General features: G+C 73.4%; 20 protein-coding genes, 1 tRNA gene and 2 pseudogenes. 11 read left to right on the top strand and 12 right to left on the bottom strand.

Annotated elements, in window-relative coordinates; genetic code table 11:
* The first annotated feature begins 85 nt into the window (after positions 1-85).
* From AB0883_RS27520 to AB0883_RS27480, 9 genes are all read left to right on the top strand, one after another.
* Positions 86-1,111: an aspartate-semialdehyde dehydrogenase gene (locus AB0883_RS27520; RefSeq protein ID WP_366644221.1), complete on the top strand. Its 1,026-nt coding sequence runs from the start codon at positions 86-88 to the stop codon at positions 1,109-1,111.
* 157 nt (positions 1,112-1,268) lie between these two features.
* Positions 1,269-1,709: a PPOX class F420-dependent oxidoreductase gene (locus AB0883_RS27515; protein ID WP_366644220.1), complete on the top strand. Its 441-nt coding sequence runs from the start codon at positions 1,269-1,271 to the stop codon at positions 1,707-1,709.
* A gap of 76 nt (positions 1,710-1,785) precedes the next feature.
* Entirely contained in the window at positions 1,786-2,202 is a 417-nt protein-coding gene (locus AB0883_RS27510; RefSeq protein WP_121399506.1) for a CBS domain-containing protein, read from the top strand.
* 223 nt (positions 2,203-2,425) lie between these two features.
* Positions 2,426-3,028, top strand: coding sequence for a hypothetical protein (locus tag AB0883_RS27505; protein WP_366644219.1), 603 nt, complete (start codon positions 2,426-2,428; stop codon positions 3,026-3,028).
* A 145-nt stretch (positions 3,029-3,173) separates the two neighbouring features.
* Positions 3,174-3,551, top strand: coding sequence for an SCP2 sterol-binding domain-containing protein (locus AB0883_RS27500; RefSeq protein WP_366644218.1), 378 nt, complete (start codon positions 3,174-3,176; stop codon positions 3,549-3,551).
* The gene (locus AB0883_RS27495; protein WP_366644217.1) at positions 3,551-5,608 is read left to right on the top strand and encodes a glycogen debranching N-terminal domain-containing protein; all 2,058 of its coding nucleotides are present in this window, start codon (positions 3,551-3,553) and stop codon (positions 5,606-5,608) included. The genes AB0883_RS27500 and AB0883_RS27495 overlap by 1 nt, the downstream gene beginning before the upstream one ends.
* 159 nt (positions 5,609-5,767) lie before the next feature.
* Complete coding sequence (locus tag AB0883_RS27490; RefSeq protein ID WP_366644216.1) at positions 5,768-6,526, top strand: lysophospholipid acyltransferase family protein; 759 nt, start codon at positions 5,768-5,770, stop codon at positions 6,524-6,526.
* 129 nt (positions 6,527-6,655) lie between these two features.
* The gene (locus AB0883_RS27485; protein WP_366644215.1) at positions 6,656-7,264 is read left to right on the top strand and encodes an isochorismatase family protein; all 609 of its coding nucleotides are present in this window, start codon (positions 6,656-6,658) and stop codon (positions 7,262-7,264) included.
* 4 nt (positions 7,265-7,268) lie between these two features.
* A complete protein-coding gene (locus tag AB0883_RS27480; protein ID WP_366644214.1) occupies positions 7,269-8,249 on the top strand; it encodes a DJ-1/PfpI family protein in 981 nt (326 codons plus the stop codon).
* Here AB0883_RS27480 and AB0883_RS27475 read toward each other — a convergent pair.
* From AB0883_RS27475 to AB0883_RS27450, 6 genes are all read right to left on the bottom strand, one after another.
* A complete protein-coding gene (locus AB0883_RS27475; RefSeq protein WP_366644288.1) occupies positions 8,131-8,856 on the bottom strand; it encodes a hypothetical protein in 726 nt (241 codons plus the stop codon). The genes AB0883_RS27480 and AB0883_RS27475 overlap by 119 nt on opposite strands.
* Before the next feature lie 73 nt (positions 8,857-8,929).
* Positions 8,930-9,643 (bottom strand): response regulator transcription factor, encoded by a 714-nt coding sequence (locus tag AB0883_RS27470; protein ID WP_366644213.1) that lies wholly within the window; start codon positions 9,641-9,643, stop codon positions 8,930-8,932.
* Positions 9,616-10,755 (bottom strand): hypothetical protein, encoded by a 1,140-nt coding sequence (locus AB0883_RS27465; protein ID WP_366644287.1) that lies wholly within the window; start codon positions 10,753-10,755, stop codon positions 9,616-9,618. Before AB0883_RS27465 ends, AB0883_RS27470 begins: the two co-directional genes overlap by 28 nt.
* A gap of 25 nt (positions 10,756-10,780) precedes the next feature.
* Positions 10,781-11,959 (bottom strand): ATP-binding protein, encoded by a 1,179-nt coding sequence (locus tag AB0883_RS27460; protein ID WP_366644212.1) that lies wholly within the window; start codon positions 11,957-11,959, stop codon positions 10,781-10,783.
* Positions 11,960-12,155: 196 nt separating this feature from the next.
* On the bottom strand, positions 12,156-13,049 hold the full coding sequence (locus tag AB0883_RS27455; protein WP_366644211.1) for a septum formation family protein: 894 nt from the start codon (positions 13,047-13,049) through the stop codon (positions 12,156-12,158).
* Positions 13,050-13,133: 84 nt separating this feature from the next.
* Entirely contained in the window at positions 13,134-13,691 is a 558-nt protein-coding gene (locus AB0883_RS27450) for a DinB family protein (protein ID WP_366644210.1), read from the bottom strand.
* Between the two features lie 95 nt (positions 13,692-13,786).
* On the opposite strand from AB0883_RS27450, the gene AB0883_RS27445 reads away from it, so the two are divergent.
* A complete protein-coding gene (locus AB0883_RS27445) occupies positions 13,787-14,383 on the top strand; it encodes a hypothetical protein (RefSeq protein ID WP_366644209.1) in 597 nt (198 codons plus the stop codon).
* 173 nt (positions 14,384-14,556) lie between these two features.
* Here AB0883_RS27445 and AB0883_RS27440 read toward each other — a convergent pair whose 3' ends face one another.
* The 5 genes and pseudogenes from AB0883_RS27440 to AB0883_RS27420 form a co-directional block, all read right to left on the bottom strand.
* Positions 14,557-15,789 carry a hypothetical protein gene (locus AB0883_RS27440; RefSeq protein ID WP_366644208.1) on the bottom strand — a complete coding sequence of 411 codons (1,233 nt, stop codon included), beginning with the start codon at positions 15,787-15,789 and terminating at the stop codon, positions 14,557-14,559.
* Positions 15,790-16,001: 212 nt separating this feature from the next.
* Complete coding sequence (locus AB0883_RS27435) at positions 16,002-17,045, bottom strand: cellulase family glycosylhydrolase (protein ID WP_366644286.1); 1,044 nt, start codon at positions 17,043-17,045, stop codon at positions 16,002-16,004.
* A gap of 147 nt (positions 17,046-17,192) precedes the next feature.
* Positions 17,193-17,477, bottom strand: a pseudogene (locus AB0883_RS27430) (cellulose binding domain-containing protein); the annotation flags it as partial.
* A 234-nt stretch (positions 17,478-17,711) separates the two neighbouring features.
* Positions 17,712-17,988 (bottom strand): annotated as a pseudogene (locus tag AB0883_RS27425) (transposase); the annotation flags it as partial.
* A gap of 165 nt (positions 17,989-18,153) precedes the next feature.
* Positions 18,154-18,226: transfer RNA gene (locus AB0883_RS27420), tRNA-Arg, on the bottom strand.
* A 165-nt stretch (positions 18,227-18,391) separates the two neighbouring features.
* On the opposite strand from AB0883_RS27420, the gene AB0883_RS27415 reads away from it, so the two are divergent.
* Complete coding sequence (locus tag AB0883_RS27415) at positions 18,392-19,093, top strand: hypothetical protein (RefSeq protein WP_366644207.1); 702 nt, start codon at positions 18,392-18,394, stop codon at positions 19,091-19,093.
* Between the two features lie 86 nt (positions 19,094-19,179).
* On the opposite strand, the gene AB0883_RS27410 is transcribed toward AB0883_RS27415, so the two are convergent.
* The gene (locus AB0883_RS27410) at positions 19,180-20,217 is read right to left on the bottom strand and encodes an alpha/beta hydrolase (RefSeq protein WP_366644206.1); all 1,038 of its coding nucleotides are present in this window, start codon (positions 20,215-20,217) and stop codon (positions 19,180-19,182) included.
* Positions 20,218-20,222: the final 5 nt, after the last annotated feature.

Genomic DNA, 20,222 nt, shown 5'->3' with positions numbered 1-20,222 from the left:
GCCACCGCCCGGCGGGAGCACCGGCGGCCCCGGTGGGTGGGAAAGCGTTCCCGGTCGGGTCGCCGGGCTGGGTAGCCTCGCGGGCATGAGGATCGGCATTGTGGGGGCCACCGGCCAGGTCGGTGGCGTGATGCGGCAGGTGCTGGCGGAGCGGGAGTTCCCGGCGGAGCAGGTGCGGTTGTTCGCCTCGGCGCGGTCGGCCGGGCGCACCCTGCCCTGGCGGGACGGCGAGGTGACCGTGGAGGACGCGGCCACCGCCGACTACTCCGGGCTCGACATCGTGCTCTTCTCCGCCGGCAAGGGCACCGCGAAGGAGCTCGCGCCCCGGGTCGCCGCCGCCGGCGCCGTCGTCATCGACAACTCCTCGGCGTTCCGCATGGACCCGGAGGTGCCGCTGGTCGTCGCCGAGGTCAACCCGCACGCCGCCGCCGTACGCCCCAAGGGGATCATCGCCAACCCCAACTGCACGACGATGGCCGCGATGCCCGTGCTGCGCCCGCTGCACGCCGAGGCGGAGCTGGTCAGCCTGGTCGTCTCGACGTACCAGGCGGTCTCCGGCGCCGGCCTGGCCGGCGTCGCCGAACTCGACGAGCAGGTCCGCAAGGTCGCCGAGCACGCCGCCGGTCTCGCCTTCGACGGCGCGGCCGTGGAGTTCCCGGCCCCCCGCTCGTTCGCCCGGCCGATCGCGTTCAACGTGCTCCCGCTCGCCGGCTCGATCGTCGACGACGGCAGCTTCGAGACCGACGAGGAGCAGAAGCTGCGCAACGAGAGCCGCCGCATCCTGGAGATCCCCGGGCTGCGCGTCTCCGGCACCTGCGTGCGGGTGCCCGTGTTCACCGGCCACTCGCTCCAGATCAACGCCCGCTTCGCCCGCCCGGTCAGCCCGCAGCGGGCCCGCGAGCTGCTCGACGGCGCCCCCGGCGTGGCGCTCGCCGACGTGCCGACCCCGTTGCAGGCCGCCGGCCAGGACCCGACCTACGTCGGGCGGATCCGCGCCGACGAGACCGTCGAGCACGGCCTCGCCCTGTTCTGCTCGAACGACAACCTGCGCAAGGGCGCCGCGCTCAACGCGGTGCAGCTCGCCGAGCTGGTCGCCGCCGAGCGCCGCTGACCGACGCGCCTCCTCGGGCCCCCGCCGGCCGCGGCGGGGGCCCGCCGCGTCCTCCGGTGCGGCCCGCCGCGTCGGCGTACGGCAGGCGCGCGGGCGCGGGCGGGGCGTCCGCCGTGGTTCGATGGGTACGCCGTGACCGGTCGAGCGGGAGGTTGCCGTGGCGGACGACGAGACCCAGCGGGCGTTGACGGCGCTGATCGCCGGCCACCGGCTGGGGGTGCTGGCCACGCTCAAGCGGGACGGGCGACCGCAGCTCTCCACCGTCATCTACGCCTTCGACAGTCCGTCGGCCCTGATCCGCGTCTCGGTGACCGACGGCCGGGCCAAGACCGCCAACCTGCGCCGGGACCCGCGCGCCTCCTTCCACGTCGCCAGCGACGACGGCTGGGCGTACGCGGTCGCGGAGGGGCGCGCCGAGCTGACCCCGGTGGCCGCCGACCCGGACGACGCGACCGTGGCGGAGCTGGTCGACCTCTACCGGGCGATCCAGGGTGAGCATCCGGACTGGGCCGACTACCGGCGGGCGATGGTCGCCGAGGGACGCCTCGTGCTCCGGCTGCACGTCGAGCGCCTCTACGGCCTCCCGCCGCGCGCCTGACCCGGGCCGGGGTCGCTCGCGTTACCCCGTCCGGTCGGCGGGTAGACGGCGGTGCCGACACCGAGAGGGGAGCACCATGACAACGGTCGGAGAGTTCATGACGACCCGGTTGGTGACGATGGACGGCAACGACACGCTGACCGCCGCGGCGCAGGAGATGCGCGACAGCGCCATCGGCGACGTGGTGGTGACCGACGGGGACGACGTCATTGGAATCGTGACGGACCGGGACATCACGGTCCGGGGCGTGGCCGAGAACATGGACCCGAACTCGACCCCGCTCAACCGGATCACCAGCAAGGACGTGATCACGGTGAGCCAGCACGACGACGCGGTCGCGGCCGCCGACCTCATGCGGACGTACGCCGTACGCCGGTTGCCGGTCATCGACGACGGGCGGCTGGTCGGCCTGGTCTCGATGGGTGACCTCGCCGTGGAGCGGGAGCCGCAGTCGGTGCTCGCCGACATCAGCGCCGACGAACCGAACAACTGACCGTCCGCCGCGGGCGCGCCGGCTCCCCGAAGCGGGAGCCGGCGTCGCGTCTTCACCGTGGGCGTGACGTCGCCGCCCCGGCGTGATGGACCGCCAGTTCTATGATCTTGCCGTGTCTGCAGAGTTCCCCACACCAGGCCGGAGCCAGCCGGGCGGATGGCCGCCCCAGCACCGATCCACGATGACGGCGCCGGCCGGGGCGCCGCCTACCGGTTCCGGACCCATGGCGGGAGCCTGGTCGGCCGGCAGGTCGATCACGACGACGCTGCTGGTGGTGCTGCTCGGTCTGGTCGTGATCGCGCTGAACACCGCCGTCGCGTACGTGGCGGTGGGCGCGACGGTCGTACCGATCATCACGGGCCTGCTCCTCTGCCTGGCCTTCGTGTTCGCCGTCCGTCTGCTGCACCGGGCCGCGTGGCTCGCCTTTCTCGCGGTGGTTCCGGCCCTCTTCGTCCTCGTGGGATCGGTGCAGCTCGCCCCGGAGGCGGTGCTGGAGGCGCGCGGCGTCCGCCAGGAGGTGAGCATCGTCGACGTGCGGGTCGTCGGCAAGCGGCACGAGTTCACGCTCCAGGGCGCCGACGGGCGCCTCGACGAGCCGCTGGTCCACCAGGGCAGCAACCCCGGCCACCGGGTCGGCGACAGGCTCGCCGTGCTCACCGACCCGGACGGGGTGGTCGACCTCGAGGTCGCCGACCGGGTCGACCCCGGCGGCATGCTGGCGGCACTGCTCCTCGGCGGCGTCGGCTGGACCGTCATCGCGCTGCTCGCCGGGTGGCGCGGCCACGTCCGCCGGTGGAAGGGCCGCTACGACACCCTGGTGATCTAGCCGGTGCGCCCCGGAACGGGGAGGCGGGCCGCGCCGTCGCGACGCGCCGGACAGGGGCGCCTCACCCCATCCGGGCGAGGTTGGTCCGGCACCGGACGGGGACCCCCTGCTCGGGACATTGACCGACGGGGGAGGAGAGGACCCGATGGTGGACGCGACGACGAGGTTCTTCGAGGACCTCGACCGGCGGGGTTACGACCCCCTGCTGGCGAAGTCCTCCGGGACCCTGCGCCTGGACCTGCACGAGGGGGCGCAAACGACGCACTGGCTGCTGCGGATCGACCACGGCCGGCTCCAGGTGAGCCGGGAGGACCAGGAGGCCGACACGGTGGTCGGCACCAACCCCGCCCTCTTCGAGGAGCTCGCCGCCGGCCGCGAGCACGGGGTGGCGGCGTTGCTGCGTGGGGACATGACGGTGAGCGGGGACCTCCGACTGGTGCTGCAGATGGAGCGGCTCTTCCCCGCCCATCCGGACGCCCGGGGACCACGCCGGCACTTCGAGGTCCACCAGGGGGTGCGGTGATGACGCAGAACACGATCCGCATCCTGGACGGCAGCACCTTCGTGGTGTCGGAGGACACCGGGGACATCGAGGCGACGCCGAGCGAGCCGACCGGGTTCTTCTCCCTGGACACCCGCTTCCTGTCGACGTGGGTGCTCACGGTGAACGGGGACCGGCTCACCCCCCTGTCGTACGACGACCTCCAGTACTACGAGGCCCGCTTCTTCCTGGTGCCGGGGATGGCGACGCACTACGTCGACGCGAAGTTGTCGATCGTCCGGGAACGGACGGTGGGGGGCAGCTTCCGGGAGACGATCACCATCCTCAACCACGACGAGAAGCCGGTCGACCTGGAAATCCGGATGGAGGCGGCCTCCGACTTCGCCGACCTGTTCCAGGTCAAGGACGAGATCCTCAACAAGAAGGGCGAGATCTACACGGAGGTCGAGTCCGACCGGCTGCGCCTGGGCTACCGGCGGGGCAACTTCATCCGGGAGACGGCGATCTCGGCCACCCCGGCGCCGCGCTACGACCGCAAGGGCTTCGCCTACTCGATCCACCTCCAACCCAACGAGCAGTGGCAGACCGAGATCGACGTCAAGTCCCTGGCGCTCTCGCCGGGCGGCCGGGACCTGCGGATGGGGCTGCGGGCGCACACCACCGAGCGGCTCGCCCTCCAGCACGACCTGGAAGAGTGGATCGCCAGGGCTCCCAAGGTGAACAGCCAGCACGACCGGGTCGCCTCGACGTACCGGCGCAGCCTGATCGACCTGGCGGCGCTGCGCTTCTCGCCGCTCTCCCTGGGTGGGGCGTCGTTGCCGGCCGCCGGCCTGCCCTGGTTCATGACCATGTTCGGGCGGGACAGCATCCTGACCTGCCTGCAGACGCTGCCGTTCACGCCGGACCTGTCGAAGACCACGCTGCGGGTCCTGGCCTCGCTCCAGGGCACCCGGTTCGACGACTTCCGCGACGAGGACCCGGGCCGGATCCTGCACGAGATGCGGTACGGCGAGACCGCCGCCTTCGAGGAACAGCCGCACTCGCCGTACTACGGGTCGGTGGACGCGACCCCGCTGTTCCTGGTGCTGCTCGACGAGTACGAGAAGTGGAGCGGTGACGTCGAGCTGGTCATGGAGCTGGAGCGGGAGTGCCGGGCCGCGCTGAAGTGGATCGACGACTACGCCGACCTGGTCGGCAGCGGCTACATCTGGTACGAGCGGCGCAACACCGACACCGGCCTGGAGAACCAGTGCTGGAAGGACTCCTGGGACTCGATCTCCTACCGGGACGGCAAGCTGCCGCCGTTCCCCCGGGCCACCTGCGAGGTGCAGGGGTACGCGTACGACGCGAAGCTGCGGGCCGCCCGCCTGGCGCGCGAGTTCTGGGGCGACCCGGACTTCGCCGACCGGCTGGAGCGGGAGGCGGCGGCGCTGAAGGAGCGGTTCAACCGGGACTTCTGGGTGGAGGACGGCCAGTACTACGCCCTGGCCCTGGACCCGGACGGCCGCCAGTGCGACGTGCTGAGCTCCAACATCGGTCACCTGCTCTGGAGCGGCATCGTCGACCACGACCGGGCCGAGAAGATCGCCGAGCACCTGGTCGGTCCCCGGCTCTTCACCGGCTGGGGGGTGCGGACGCTGGCCGAGGGCGAGGTCCGCTACAACCCGATCGGCTACCACAACGGCACGATCTGGCCGTTCGACAACTCGTTCATCGCCTGGGGCCTGCGCCGGTACGGCTTCGCCGAGGAGGCGGCGGTCATCGCCAACGGCATCCTCGACGCGGCCACCTACTTCGAGGGCCGGCTGCCGGAGGCGTTCGGGGGCTACCCCCGCGAGCTGACCAAGTTCCCGGTGGAGTACCCGACCGCGTGCAGCCCGCAGGCATGGTCGACCGGCACGCCGCTGCTGCTGCTGCGGACGATGCTCGGCCTGGAGCCGCACGAGGGGCACCTCGCGGTGGAGCCCCGGCTGCCGATCGGGATGGGGCGGATCGAGGTGCTGGACATCCCGGGCCGGTGGGGCCGCGTCGACGCGTTCGCCCGGGGCCGCCTCGACATGCACCGGCTCACCGACTAGCGGGCCCGGCTCCCGCGGGGCCGGCGGCGACCGGGCGGACCGGGCGCCGCCGGCCTTCCGCGACCGGGGCCCCGGCCCGCACGGGCGGGCGGGAACGCGCCGGGCGCGGTGGCCCGGCGGGTCGGCATGAGGTTCAGGTGGGCAGGGTAAGTTCGCGCCATGCCGGAACTCGTGTACCCGCCCGTGATCGCCGCCGCCAAGACGATGTTCCGGGTCCTCGACCTGAAGATCACCATTGAGGGCGCCCATCACGTGCCGCGTACGGGCGGGGCGGTGCTGGCCAGCAACCACGTCAGCTACCTCGACTTCATCTTCTGCGGGCTGGGCGCGAACCCCGCGAAGCGGCTGGTGCGGTTCATGGCCAAGAAGTCCGTCTTCACGCACAAGGTGTCCGGCCCGCTGATGCGGGGCATGCGGCACATCCCGGTGGACCGGCGGGCGGGCGCCGGGTCGTACGCGACGGCGGTCAGCGCACTGAAGCGCGGTGAGGTGGTCGGCGTTTTCCCGGAGGCGACGATCAGCCGGTCGTTCACGGTCAAGTCACTCAAGAGCGGGACGACCCGGATGGCGTCCGAGGCCGGTGTGCCGGTGCTGCCGGTGGCGCTCTGGGGCACCCAGCGGCTCTGGACCAAGGGCCGACCGCGCACCCTGACCCGCCGGCACACCCCGATCACGATCCTGGTCGGCGAGCCGATGCACCCGGCGGCCTACCCGGACGCCAACGCGATGACCGTCGACCTGAAGGAGCGGCTCACCGCGCTCGTCGACCGGGCCCAGCGGGAGTACCCCGACGCCCCCGCCGGCCCCGACGACACCTGGTGGCTCCCGGCGCACCTGGGCGGCACCGCGCCCACGCTGGAGGAGGCCGCCGACCTGGAGGTCCGCCGCCGGGCCGCCGCGGTCGACCCCGACGCCTGAGCAGGGTTGCCGGTCGACCCGACGCCCGACGACGTTCCCGGTCGGCGGGCACCGGGGTGGCCGGATCGTTCCGCAGCGGGGCGCGATGGTGCCTGCCGCGGCGGCGCGTACCCGGCGAGGATTCCACCCATGAGCAGATCAGCACTCGTCGTCATCGACGTCCAGGAGTCCTTCCGCCGCCGCCCCAGCTGGGCGTACGCCTCCAACCCCGACATCGTCGGCCAGGTGGACCGGCTCGTCGCCGCCGCCCGGGGGCGCGGCGCCCTGGTCGTCTGGGTCCTGCACGCCGAGCCGGGCACCGGCGGGGTCTTCGACCCGGCCAACGGGCACGTCCGCCTGATCGAAGGGCTGTCACCCGCCCCGGGGGAACCCACGCTGGTGAAGACGTCGCACAACGCCTTCACCACCACCAACCTCCAGCAGCTGCTGACGACGGCGGGCGTCGGCGAGATCACCGTCTGCGGCATTCGCACCGAACAGTGCGTCGAGACCACCGCCCGGGTCGGCTGCGACCTCGGCTACGAGGTGACCTTCGTGACGGACGCGACGGTGACCTTCCCGACCCCGCACCGGGACCTGCCGGCCACGGCCACGCAGGAGGAGATCCTCGCCGACCCGCGCACCCTGTCGAACGAGGAGATGACCGCCCGCACCGAGTACGCCCTCGCCGGCCGGTTCGCCACCATCCGCACCGTGGCCGAGGTGGCCGGCGCGGTTCCGGCCGGCGCGCGGGCCTGAGCCGATGCCCCGGGTCGTCTTCCTGCTCGTCCCGCAGCTGCACCTGCTGGACCTCGCCGGCCCGGCCCAGGTGTTCTCCGCCGCCGCCGACCTCGGGTACGACTACCGGCTGCACTACGTCGCCGACCGGGAGGTCGTGCCGACCGTGCAGGGCGTACCGCTGGTGGCCGGGCAACGGTGGCCCGAGCTGACCCGCGACGACCTGGTGGTCGTACCCGGATGGCGGCTGCGCGCGCACGGACCGCAGGGGCCGGTCGGTCCGGACGACCTGCGGCGGCTGGCCGACCACCACGCCGGCGGCGGCACCGTCGCCAGCGTCTGCGCCGGCGCGTACGCCCTCGGCCGGGCCGGCCTGCTCGACGGCCGCCGCTGCACGACCCACCACGACGTGCAGGACGAACTGGCCCGCCGGTTCCCGGCGGCGCGGGTGGTCCGCGACGTGCTCTACGTGGTCGACGAGCGGGTGGTCACCTCCGCCGGCATCGCCAGCGGCATGGACGTGGCGCTGCACCTGGTGGCCACCCGGCACGGGCCGGCGGTGGCAGCGCGGATCGCCCGCACCCTCGTCCTGCACTCCCGGCGCAACGGTCACGAGCCGCAGGCCGGCGCCCTGCTGCGGCACCGGTCCCACCTTTCCGACGCCGTGCACCGGGTGCAGGACCTGATCGACCGCCGGTTCGCCGAGCCGCTGCCGCTGGCCGACCTCGCCTCCGTCGGCGGGGTGGCCGAGCGGACGCTGACCCGACTGTTCCGGCGGGCCACCGGGCTGACCCCGCTCGGCTACCAGCAGCTGCTGCGGGTGGAACGCGCCGAGCACCTCATCGGGCACGGCGCCACCGTGGAGGGGGCCGCCCGTACCGTCGGCTTCACCGATGCCCGGATGCTGCGCCGGCTGCGGGCCCGTGCCACCCACGGTCGGAGCGTCCCGGCCGGTAGTAGTCGTCCCGGGAGTGGAACTCGACCGGCAGCGACCCGGGCAGGGTGATCCGGGCCTCGCCGGCGCCCGGCCCGGCCCCGGCCCGCACCGCCAGCACGTCCCGCTCGGGCGGCGACAGGTCCACCAGCTCGGGGTGGGCCAGCCGGAACCCGGCCACCGCCCGGCGCACCCGGCGGGTCAGCTCGACGACCTCCCCGGCGGGGCCGGTGAGGCCGAGGGCCGGCTGCTGGATGGTGCGCAGCGCGTCGCAGACCACCAACAGGCGGGCCTGCTCCGCGGGCCCCGCCGCCAGCAGCTCCAGGCGGGACGGCCACTGCCAGCGGATCTGACCGCTGACCAGCCCCGGCAGCCGGACGCCCCGGCGGTGCCGCGCGCCGTCACCGGCCCCGTCGACCAGGGCGAGCTGCGGCCCGCCGCCGACGTACGCGATCCGCCGGTCGGTGACGGTCACCGTCACCGGCTCGGGCAGCGTCCACCGCCGCCGTGCCTCAGTCGGGCCGAGCAGGTGCCCCGACGCGTGCAGCCGGTGCCGGGCGAGCACCCGCTCACCGGCCTCGACGACCAGCTCGTGCCGCCGGTCCAGCGCCGGGGCCACGTCGTCGTCCGCGTCGAAGCGGTGCGGGGCGATGAAGAAGGGGGACGCGTCATCGTGCATCGTCATGACCTCCGCTGCCGACGGCATCTGACCACGAGCGTCGCCGACCCCCGGCCGGCTGTCATGACGCCCGTTAGGGGGTCGGCCGGTCGTAGGAGGCCTGTGACCGATAGATGCCGATCTCCTCCGGCCGGACTAGGCCGTCCTCGATCGCCCGGGCGAGCAGCGCCGCCTTGGTGGCGGCCGGTCGCCCCGCTCGGGTGTACTTGATCCGCGCCCGGTCGACGTACTGCTTGACGGTGTGCTCGCTGATCCGCATCCGACGGGCCACGGACGCCTTCGACATCGACTGGAACCACAGCAGCAGCGCCTCACGTTCCTTGTCGGACAGAGCGGGCCGGTCCGGGCGGGGGTCACCCACGATCGCCCCGGCGAGCGCCGGCGGCACGTACGGGCGGTCGCTGGCGGCGGCCAGCACGGTGGCCACGCAGTGTTCGCGCCCCTCGTGCTTGGCCAGGAACGCGACCGCCCCGGCGTCCAGGGCGGCGAGGATCGTCTGCGGGTCGGTGTGCTCCGAGTAGACCACCACCCGCCGGCCGGCCGCGCTCAACTCGGCGAGCTTGTCGAGGGCCATCCGCCCGTGCAGCCGCAGGTCGAGCAGGACCACGTCGGCGTCGGGGGCGGCCCGCAGCACCACGTCCGGGTCGTCGCCGGTCGCCAGCACCGTCAGTCGGGGCTCGGCGGCCAGCCAGACGCGGACCCCCTCGATGACGACCGGGTGGTCGTCCACGATCGCCACGCCGATCGGCCGACCGCCGGTCACCCCCGCCACCGCGTCTGCGCCCATCTGATCTCCCCGTCCCGCTCGTAGAGATACTCCACCCGCCCGTCGTCGCCCGGCGGCCCGGCGGTGTCGGGACCGGGCCGGTCGGGCGTGACCAGGCTGACCACCACCTCGTCGGGCCCGGCGACCACGGTCAGCCGGGCCCAGCCCCGGGCGTCGGCCAGGAGCGCGGTGAGCGGGTCGGCCAGCCGGCGGCGCACCTGCACCGGCAGGGGCGGCGGGTCGCCGATCGTCACCAGGTCGATCGGCAGCCCGTTGCGGTCCGCCAGGTCGGCGGCGGCCCGCAGCTCGTGCAGCAGCGGGTCGGGCACGTCGTCGGACTCGGCGATGAGCCGGCGCAGCCGGGCGGCGGCCAGCACCGCCCGCCGCTGCACGTCCGGGTCGGCCGGGTCCGCCCGACCCTCGGCCAGCTCCGCGAGCACCTCCTCGGCGGCGCCGCTGACCAGCGTCAGGCGGGCGTGCCGTTCCCGCCGGGCCCGTTCGGCGGCGTCCCGTTCGGCCTCCGCCGCGTGGGCGGCCGCCGCCGCGCCGGCCCGCTGCCGGGCCAGCCGCGCGATCGCCGTGCCGCCCACGAAGACCGCCACCTGAAGGGTCGACGTGGCGTGGACGGACATGGCGTACCGGGCCAGGTCGGCGGGGGCGGTCGCGCCGTGGCCGAGCACCCCGGCCAGCGCGATCAGCGCGTGGACGCCCAGCGTCGCGATCAGCCCGGAGGCTCGCCGCCCCCACAGCACCATGACGAAGAACCAGCCGAGGGTGCCCCACACCCAGTTCGCGGCGGTGAAGAGGTGCCGCTCACCGGCCGCCGCGAACACCACCGCGTCGACCACCAGCAGCAGCGCGGCCAGCGGCCAGGCCGGCAGTCGGACGCCGCGCAGCAGCCGCAGGCCGGCCAGCACCCCGATCGCCGCCGCGAGCAGCCAGCCGGCGAGGACCACCGCCGGCGCGGCCAGTTCCGCCCACGCGCCCAGCACGGCGGGCAGCGCGATCGCCGTGTGCCAGGCCAGCGCGATGACCACCGCCACGACCCGGGCGCCGCCGTCGGAGGCGGCGGCCACCGCCGCCGCCGGGTCCACCGGGGACCGTCCCGCGTCCGGCGTACGCGCCGCCGGCACCGTCGTCGCCGGAGCCGTCGTCGCCTCAGTCGACACTGGACCACTCCAACCGGATCCGGGTACCGGCGCCGGGGCGCGAGTCGATCTCGGCGCGCCCCCCGACGGAGGACATCCGGCCGCGTACCGACTCGCGCAGCCCGTACCGGTGCGCGGGAACGGCCGCCGGGTCGAAACCCGGACCGTCGTCGGCGAGCTCGACCACGACGGTGCCGGCGACCCGGCTCAGCCGCAGCGCGGCGGACGCGCCCGGCGCGTGCCGGAGCACGTTGGACAGCGCCGCGTACGTGCTCTCCGCGAGCGCCTCCGCGACCGGGGCGGGCACGACGCACGGCGCCAGCTCGGTGCTGACCGGCAGTTCGGGCAGCCGGGCGAGCACCGCCCGCAGCCGCCCGTCCAGCGGCACCGGCCCCTCCTCGGGCGCGGACCGCGCGTCGGCCAGCGCGGTGAGGGTACGCAGGTCGGCGGCGCACCGTTCGCGCAGCGCGGCGGACGGGCCGGCGACCGCGCCCAGCCCGACCATCGTCAGGGTGGCCAGCACCGTGTCGTGCAGATCCCGGTTCTGCCGCCGCTCCGCGTCCCGCGCGGTCCGGGCGACCAGCGCCTCCCGGGTGAGCCGCTGGTGCGCCACGAAGGCGTCGTCGGCCCGACCGATCCGCCGCCGCATGATGGCGGTGATCAGCGCGCCGCAGGCCGTCTGCACCAGCAGCGTCACCGCGTGCGCGGCGGCCTCGTCGGGCTGGCCGGCGGCGTGCGCGCCGGTCGCGTAGGCCGCCGTCACCAACAGCCCCGCCGGAACCGACCAACCGATGGGGGCGTTGGCCTGCGCGTTGAGGACCGTGGTGCTGGCCAGCACCGCGATCCAGCTCACCTCGCCGGGCAGCACCTCCGGGGCGACCAGCACCGGCATCGCCAGGCAGGCGGCGGCGGTCAGCGCCACGTCGCCGAGCACCATCGGACGGCCGATGCCGTGGCGCAGCGCGCGGAACGCGTACCAGACCGACCAGGCGGTCAGGGCCGCGACGGCCGGAACCAGTAGCGCCGGCTCGACGGGCGGGGTACCCACCGACAGGGCGACCACCGCGCCGACCAGGCCGCAGGCCAGGCGCAGCAGCGCCGGCAGGCGGGTGAAGATCAGAATGAACGCGCCGCCGGCCGGAGTGTCCAGCGTGGTGGGCGACGTGGTCGGTGCGGCAACGGCCGGCATCGGGAAAGAGGGTCCTTCTGCGACAACGACCCGATCCGGGCCAAAACGGGGGATCGACGCCGGAGAATAGCACGAGCGACCGCCCGCGATCACCCTCGGTGCCTGCCGTGTCGCCGGCCGGTCAGCCCTTCCCGGTGCGGATCCGGGCCGCCGACGGAAACGGTGACCCGCCCGCACCGCTCCCGCGGACGCCCGGTCAGTTGATCGGCAGGACCTTCGTGCCGCCGCCCGCGATCGAGCGGGTCAGCTTCTTCCCGCTGGACCAGTACCAGCAGCGCACCCCCCGGTCGCCGCGCGCCCACGCCTCCTCGGACGGGAACCGGTACGTGCTGCCCGTGCGGTAACGGAGCATGCCGTCGACCGCCACCTTCGCGTAGCGGGCGATGACCGGCCGGCACTTGGCGTGGACGGCGTCCTCGTCCTTCGTCGCGTCGTCGTAGGACACGTCGGGCGCGGTCCAGACGCCCACGTACTCGAAGCGGTGGACCTTCGTGCACGGCACCGCGAGCAGGTTCGACCACTCGTCCTCCTCGGCGCAGCCGTACCGCAGCGGGGTGGCCGCGCTCAGCACGCCACGGAGGCTGCCCGCCCGGTTGACGGGCCGGTCGTTGTCGCCGTTGGCGCCGCTCACCGCGTCGAGCTCGAACAGGTCGCACCGGTACCACCGGCTGCCGCCCGTCCAGCCGGCCGGCGACGTGGGCGCCACCTGCACCGACAACCGGGCGTCGCGCCACTCGCCGCCGACGAACTCCTTGGCCCTGGCGTCGCACTCGGCGAACGCGGACCGCATCGCCGCCGACCCGACGCGGGGCGGGATCGGGCGGGCGGCCAGGTCGCCGGTGAACGTGCCGATGTGGAAGGTCTCGACCAGGTGCGCCTTCGCGCAGTCGACCGGCTGGTGACTGGTGAGGTAGGCGGTCGGCTCGGCGACCACGTGGCACTCGCCGGTCTGCGGCGCGAACTGGCGGGCCTCGGCCACCGGCCGCCAGTCGTCGGTCAGGTCCCCGTCCGTGCCGGCCGGCGTGCCGCACCCGCTCACCGCCGCCACGACCAGCGCGGCCGAAGCCGTGACGCCCAGCCAGCGTCGCATGTGGTCCTCCCGCGCCCCGTGACAACCGGCGCAGCATATGGCACCCGGGGTCGCACCGGATGCCCCCGGGGCGTGCCGCCGGGGTCAGCCGAGTCGCAGGTGCAGGTCGCGCAGCAGCGCCACCTCGGCGAGGTGGTGGATGGCCTCCCGGTTGATGTGCAGCACGAGCGTCGCCAGCGACCGGTCCGCGTAGGGCCCCTCCGCCGGGCCGCACGGCCGGGCCAGGCCGTCGCGGCCCAGGCCGCGCACCCCGGCGACCCAGCGGTCGTACGCCTCGTCGAGCTGCGCCAGCGCCGCGTCGGCGGTGCCGGCGTACGCGAAGGAGCCGTAGTCCACCGGGGGACCGCCGAAGTGGGCGGCGACGCGGGTGCCGAACACCCCCACGACGAGGTGCCCGAGCCGCCAGGCGATCGTGGTGACGGGCGCGGGCTCGGGCTGCGGCATCGCGAAGTCGATCACGTGGTCGCCCTGCCCGACCGCCAGCGGGGCGGTGCTGCGCCCGCGCGGCCGGACGCCCCAGGCGCCCGGCAAGGGCTCCCAGTGGTATTCGGCGTCGGTCAATCCGTCGAGGCGCGGGCGGGCCTGTAGCCGCCAGTGCCAGTCGAGCTGTTCGAGCAGCTCACCGTTCCAGTCGACGTCCATGCCCCGACGCTACGCCGTGCCTCCGACGTACCGCCGACTTTGGACCCTGGTGCTACCTTCACGCCATCGCCGCCGCACCCAGCCGGGAGCCGATCGTGCAGAAGAGGTACGTGGGCCTGCTCGCCGTCGTCGCGGCGACGGCGTGCCTCGCCGTCGTCGGCACCCTCGGTGGCTGGTACCTGGCCGACCGCACCGCGTCCGGGTCGGCCGACCCCGCCACGTCCGGAACGGTCGCCGCCACCACCGCCGCTGCCACCACTGGCGGCCCCTCCGTGGGCTCTCCGGCCAGCGGCTCGGGCCCGTCGCCGTCGCAGCCCGCAGCCCGGACGTACCCGCTCGACCAGTCGGTCTACCGCCAGTCGGGCCTGACCGTCACGCTGGTCAGCGCGGAGGTCACCGGCGGCAAGCTGCGGCTGAACCTCACGTACCGCAACGGCTCTCCCGTCGCGTGGCCGGTGAGCTGCCCGACCGCCGAGGTCGACCGCACCTCCTCGCGGATCGTCCTGTCGGACGGCCGGACCGTGCGTCCCGAGTCCACCTGGTGCACCGAGACGCGGCCCGACGAGTCCTTCAGCATCGCGCCGGGCGAGCGGGTGGAGAGCTGGGGCCTGTTCCCGGTGGTCCCGGAGGCCGGGTCGTCCTTCGAGCTGAGCTGGTACGACTTCCCGGCCCTCGACGTCCGACTCCGCTGACGCTGGGCTACAGCACCACCGGGAGGTTCGGTCCAGCAGCTCGCGACGAGGACCACGTTCTGGTAGGTACTTCCGCTCTCCTCGACACCAGCTGATGGAGGGTGCCGTCGGTCCGCGCCGTCGCCGACGCGGCAGCGGCGCGGACCGACGGCCCCGCTCGTCCACGGTGGCGGTCAGCCCGGCAGGGCGACCTGTGCCGGGGTGGACCGGTGGGTGGTGGTGCCGTCGCCGAGCTGCCCGAACGAGTTGTCGCCCCAGCACCACAGGCTGCCGTCGGTGCGCAACGCGCAGGCGTGGTGGGACGCGGCGAGGCTGTCCGTCCAGGTGGTGGCGCTACCGACCCGGGTCGGGGTCGACCGGTGGGTGGTGGTGCCGTCACCGAGTTGCCCGGACGCGTTGTTGCCCCAGCACCACAGGCTGCCGTCGGTGCGCGTCGCGCACGACGAGTCGATGCCCGTCTCGACCCTTGCCCAGGTGGTGGCGGTGCCGACCTGGAGTGGGGTGGTCTGGAAGCCGACGCCCCCGCCCACCTGGCCGTACCCGTTCTCGCCCCAGCACCACAGCGTCCCGTCGGCGCGGACCGCGCAGGTGTGCACGTACCCGGCCGTCACGCCGGTCCACGTGGTCGCGGTGCCCACCTGCGTCGGTGTCGCCCGGTAGTCCCGGATGCCGAGACCGAGCTGCCCGTCCGAACTGCTGCCCCAGCACCACAGGGTCCCGTCGGCGCGGGTGGCGCAGGTGTGCGCGTACCCGGTCGTGACGCTCGCCCAGGTGGTCGCCGTGCCGACCTGCACCGGAGTGGTCGCCAGAAGGGGGGTCGCGCCGGTGCCGAGCTGCCCGTGGCGGTTCAGGCCCCAGCACCACAGGGTACCGGTCGTCTGGACGGCGCAGGTGTGATTGGCGGCGGTGCTGACGCTGGCCCAGGTGGTGCCGTTGCCGATCCGTACGGGGCTGCTCCGTTTCGTGGTCGTCCCGTCGCCGAGCTGCCCGTTGTGGTTGCTGCCCCAGCACCACAGCGATCCGTCCGTGCGTACCGCGCAGGTGGTGCTCATGCTGGCGTCGATACGCGCCCAGGTGTTGGCGTCGCCGATCCGGACCGGAGCGGTCCGGTCCGTCGTGGTCGCGTCGCCAAGCTGGCCGTAGAAGTTGTTGCCCCAGCACCAGAGTGCTCCGTCGGTGCGGATCACACAGGTGTGCAGATCGCCTGCGGCGACCCGGGACACCGGCCCGGCGGCGAAGGAGGCGTTCGGTGTGCCGCGGTCGGCAGAGCTGACGCCCGCCGTCGCCGCACCCGCCGTAAGCCCGACGGCCAGCACGGTGATCCCGATGGAGGCCGCCGCCACGACGGCGGATCGGGCTGCCCGCCGCCATCGCGTCCGTAGCCGCCCCTCCCGATGTTCGTTCACGGTCTGTTCTCCCTAGACATTGTCGGTTTCGTACGGTGGAGGCGGCGCTGCCCCGACAGGTCGTCAGCGACCCGTCACTTCACAAAATGTTACATTGATATACATCGATTACGCTCGCTCGGCCTCTGCCGACTGGTCGCTCCCTGGAGGCCCGACGCCCTGGTTTGCGTCGCCCGGTCGGCCCGACCACCCGCCGACACGTCCGCGCAACGCTACGAGCCGCCCGCGATGATGGGCTCGCGTACGAATTGATCCCCGTACGGGCTCCGGGTCAGCAGGTGGGCCTTGTAACCCTCGCCGAGGCCGGGCTCCGGTGTGCCGGCCCAGTCCTTGATGAGCACGGCGCCACCGGTGCAGCCCCACGGGTTCCAGGTCCAGGCCAGGTAACTCACGTCGTGCGAGTCGGCCCAGTTCACCAGCCGCTGCATGTAGTCGAAGCCGCAGTCGTCCTGGCCGAACTCGCCGAGCACGACCGGCACCTGCTGCGTCAGCGGTGCGATCTGGCTGTCCCAGCAGGACTGGCTGGCGCAGGCGTTGAAGCTGTACGCGTGCCAGGAAGCGGCGATGTTGTTCAGCGGATCGTTCGGCTTGTAGGTCAGCCATTCCCGCATGTCGTTGGTCCATTCGAGGCCGCCGACCATGAGTAGGTTGGTGGCACCGGTGCCCCGGACCGCATCGACGAGGTCCTGCATGCCGGCTACCTCGTAGGGGAGGCCGGCGCAGGTGCCACCGTCACGTAGGCACTGCCAGCCCAGGGTCTTGTTCCAGTCGGCGGGCATGTCCGGGTACGGCTCGTTGAACAGGTCGAACACGACCGCGTCGTTGTCCTTGAACGCGTTGGCGACGCCGGTCCAGAACTGGGGGGCGTACCGCGCGTCCGGCATCGGCTTCTGGCAGGTGGCGTGCTCGTCCTTGCAGTGCCAGTCCGGGCTGTCGGGGTAGGCCCCCCACGTCCAGTGCAAGTCGAGGATGACGTTGATGCCATTGGCGACGAGCCGGTTCACGTAGTCCTTGACGCCCTGCTGGTAGGTGGCGCCGCTGGGTGAGCCGTTGACGCCGAGCCAGCATTCCTCGTTCAGCGGGACGCGCACGGCGTGGATGTTCCAGGTCTTCATCGCGTCGACCGAGGCTTGGTCGACCGGCCCGGAGTCCCACAGACCCTTGCCCTGCACGCAGGCGAACTCCCCGCCGGACCGGCTCACGCCCAGCAGTCGGTACGGCTTGCCGTCCGTGGTGACGATCTTGTTTCCGGACACCCGTAGCTCCGGTGCCGCCCCGCTGGGCGGAGGGGTGGTGGGCGGAGGGGTGGTCGGGCTCGTGGTTGGCGAAGTCACCGACCCGGTGCACGTGGTGCCGTTGAGGGCGAACGACGCGGGTATTGGGTTCGTGCCATTCCACGAGCCACCGAACCCGATCGAGGTCGAGGCGCCGGTGCCCAGTGATCCGTTCCAGCTCATACTGGCGGCCGTCACCCGGGTGCCGGCCTGGGTCCAGGTGCCACCCCAGCCCTGGGTGACCTTCTGGCTCGCGCTGGGGAAGTCGAAGGCCAACTTCCAGCTCGACACCGCGTCGCCGAGGTTGGTAACGGCGACAGTGGCGGTGAACCCGCCCGGCCACTGGCTCTGCACCGTGTATTCAACCGCGCAGCCGGTAGAGGCCGCTGCGGCGGGGAGGCTGGCCGTTGCCATGCTACCCAGCATCAGCATGCTGGTGGCGGCGGCGGCCAGCAGTACATGACGATCTTTCATCTGATCTCCTCGCTGGTGCTAAGAGATCGATGGGAGCGCTTGCACGTCATCCTTTATTAGGTCAGTTACGGAAGTCAATACGTTGACGAGCCGGGCCTGAGTAATGGATGGAGGCAGCATGGAGGACCGAGGCGGTAGTAAGAACTCCTAACTCTTTGAGCGTTGGAGTCGGCGCTAGCAGACGATGGCGCAGGCGAGGGTGAGGAGTGCTTCGTGGATGTCGTCTCGGATCCCAAAGGATCCGGAGGCGGCGGAACCAGTGCAGCAGGGCGATGGTCTGCTCGACGACCCAGCGTCGGGTGCCGAGGCCGGAGCCGTGGCCGGTGCCGCGTCGGGCGATGACGGGTGTGCGTAGCTCGCGGCGGTAGCAGTCGAAGTCGTAGCCCCGGTCGGCGTAGATCCGGTCGGGACGTTGCCCTGGCCTGCCGCCGATGCCTCTGATTCGGGGGATCTCGCTATGGAGGCAGCGAGGCTACGGCCCGGCTTGTGCCTCGTCGGGCCACCAAGCACCTCCGGGCTCGCCTCGGGCTCACATGGGGCCAAGCCATCAAAGGATGGCGCTAAGAAAGATCTCAAGAAGGGCAAGAAGCAGCAGGTCAAGCCTGCTGTGTGTGGGTGCGCCCGGCAGGATTCGAACCTGCGGCCTTGGGATTAGAAGTCCCCTGCTCTATCCGCTGAGCTACGGGCGCGCGCGTGCGTGTCGCGCGAGAAGGGTACCGCCGCTCACCGGGTGACCGGTGGAACGGGTGGTCGCGTGCCACGTCGCGGACCAGGGTCGCACGCGCCTCCGGTGCCGGTCACCCGGGTTCCGGCACCCGCGCGGCCCCGGACGCGGCGGGTCGTACCCTCGGCTGGTGCTGCTTGACCCGGAGATCGAGAACGACGTCGCGTACGAGTTGTGCCAGCTCCTCGGCCGCGCGATCCTGCCCATCCGCCGGACCGACGCCGGGACGGGGGACGGCGACCGGGGCGAGGGCACCGCGTTCCTCTTCACCGGGCAGGGGCGCGAGTACCTGCTGACCGCCGACGCGCTCACGCGATCCGGCGCGGGGGAGATCGGGCTGCGGGCGAGCGTGACCGAGCCGGCCGGGGTGGCCGCCGACGCCGTGGCCCTGCCCGACCTCGCTGACCGGTGGCGGCACCACGAGGATCTCGGCGTCGCCGTCATGCCCACCGTCGGCCTGCACGAGCACGCCGCCGGGGAGGGCTGGCGGTGGCGTACCCAACAGGTGCCGGGCGCGATCGCGGCCGATCGGGACGCGATCGCCCGGATCGGCGCGGAGCCGGGCTCCGCCGTCGTGCTCGCCCACGGCGTCGGCGCGGGCGGCGCCCGGCCGCTGGAGGTGGCGATCGAGCGGGTGGCGCGGGTGGGGGACGCCGTGCGGCTCCTGGCGGAGCTGCCGGCCGGCTACGTGGGCGCGCCGGTCTTCGGCGTGCAGGCCGGCGGCGACGGCGAGCCGGGGCTGCGGTGCCTGGGCCTGGTGCTGCCGGCCGGCGACGGCGGCCACCCGCTGGCGACCTTCGACCGCATCCGCGAGGCCGTCGACGCGACGTGAGCCCGACGGCGTGAGCCCGACGGCGCGCGGCGCGGCCGGCGGTGAATGGGCGGCCGGCGGCGCGTGGGGCTGTCGGCGGCCGGCGTTCAGCCGCCCTGGGCGGGGGCGTCCGCCGGGTCGGCCTCGTCCGCCGGCTGCCGGCTCGCCGGTGGGCGCTCCCCGGCGCGGACCGTCGGCCCGGCGTCGAAGAACGCGTCGGCCCAGCGTCCGACCTCCTGGAAGACCTTCTCCCGTACGGTGGGACCGGAGAGCGTGAGGTCGTGCATGCCGCCGTCGAAGCGTGCCACGGTGACGTGCCGGCCGAGGCGGGGCGCCCAGCGGACCATGTGCTCGACGTCCAGGACGGCGTCGGCGAGGGCGGCCGACTCGTGCCACTTCGTGCCCTTGAACGAGCGGGTCGAGCAGGCCAGCAGCACCGGCACCTGGATGTCCAGGCCGACGCGCAGCTGCCGCTGGGCGGTGCGGATGGCGTTCAGCCAGCCGGCCCGGACGGGGAATCCGGCGAGCGGCTTCCAGGTCAGGTCGTAGTTCCACTCGCCGTGGTGCTCGGCGTGGATGCTCTCGCTGTAGACCGTGCCCAGCCCGAACGGCAGCACCCGGCGCGGCGCCCGGCGGCCCAGCCGGCCGACGGCGGCGGCGAGCGGCCGGCGTACCAGCCACGGGGCGTTGATGTCGAAGAAGGGGCTGTTCAGGAAGAGCCCGTCGATGATCCCGGCGTCGCGGCGGGCGTGCGCCCACAGCGGCAGGATCAGCCCGCCGGTCGAGTGGCCCATCGCGAGCAGCGTGTCGTGCCCGTCGTCCTCGCGGATGATCCGCGCGGCGGCGTCCAGCTCGGGGAAGTAGTCGCTGAGGTCGCGGCAGAAGTTCGGCGTCTGGTGGGGCCGCAGGCTGCGTCCGTACTTGCGCAGGTCGAGGGCGTAGAAGTCCCAGCCCCGCTCGGCGAAGAAGTCGCCGAGGTGGCCCTGGAAGAAGTAGTCGGTGAAGCCGTGCACGTAGAGCACGGCCCGCCCCGTCGGGCGGTCGGCCCGGCGACGGACCAGGGTGGCGACCACCGGTCCCTCGTCGTCGGTGCCCAGGTCGATGGTCTGCCGCTCGTACGGCGGGCCCAGCACGTCCGGTTCCACGACCG

The sequence above is a fragment of the Micromonospora sp. NPDC047812 genome, assembly GCF_040704175.1.
Taxonomy (GTDB): Bacteria; Actinomycetota; Actinomycetes; order Mycobacteriales; family Micromonosporaceae; genus Micromonospora.
The sequence above is the reverse complement of the archived record's forward strand: the minus strand, read 5'-3'. Positions and strand labels throughout refer to the sequence as shown.

Bases quoted from the DNA above. Each gene is read 5' to 3' on its own strand.
- AB0883_RS27520 (WP_366644221.1), top strand. From the start codon at position 86: ATGAGGATCGGCATTGTGGGGGCCACCGGCCAGGTCGGTGGCGTGATG.
- AB0883_RS27510 (WP_121399506.1), top strand. From the start codon at position 1,786: ATGACAACGGTCGGAGAGTTCATGACGACCCGGTTGGTGACGATGGAC.
- AB0883_RS27505 (WP_366644219.1), top strand. From the start codon at position 2,426: ATGGCGGGAGCCTGGTCGGCCGGCAGGTCGATCACGACGACGCTGCTG.
- AB0883_RS27500 (WP_366644218.1), top strand. From the start codon at position 3,174: ATGGTGGACGCGACGACGAGGTTCTTCGAGGACCTCGACCGGCGGGGT.
- AB0883_RS27495 (WP_366644217.1), top strand. From the start codon at position 3,551: ATGACGCAGAACACGATCCGCATCCTGGACGGCAGCACCTTCGTGGTG.
- AB0883_RS27490 (WP_366644216.1), top strand. From the start codon at position 5,768: ATGCCGGAACTCGTGTACCCGCCCGTGATCGCCGCCGCCAAGACGATG.
- AB0883_RS27485 (WP_366644215.1), top strand. From the start codon at position 6,656: ATGAGCAGATCAGCACTCGTCGTCATCGACGTCCAGGAGTCCTTCCGC.
- AB0883_RS27480 (WP_366644214.1), top strand. From the start codon at position 7,269: ATGCCCCGGGTCGTCTTCCTGCTCGTCCCGCAGCTGCACCTGCTGGAC.
- AB0883_RS27475 (WP_366644288.1), bottom strand. From the start codon at position 8,856: ATGCACGATGACGCGTCCCCCTTCTTCATCGCCCCGCACCGCTTCGAC.
- AB0883_RS27470 (WP_366644213.1), bottom strand. From the start codon at position 9,643: ATGGGCGCAGACGCGGTGGCGGGGGTGACCGGCGGTCGGCCGATCGGC.
- AB0883_RS27460 (WP_366644212.1), bottom strand. From the start codon at position 11,959: ATGCCGGCCGTTGCCGCACCGACCACGTCGCCCACCACGCTGGACACT.
- AB0883_RS27455 (WP_366644211.1), bottom strand. From the start codon at position 13,049: ATGCGACGCTGGCTGGGCGTCACGGCTTCGGCCGCGCTGGTCGTGGCG.
- AB0883_RS27450 (WP_366644210.1), bottom strand. From the start codon at position 13,691: ATGGACGTCGACTGGAACGGTGAGCTGCTCGAACAGCTCGACTGGCAC.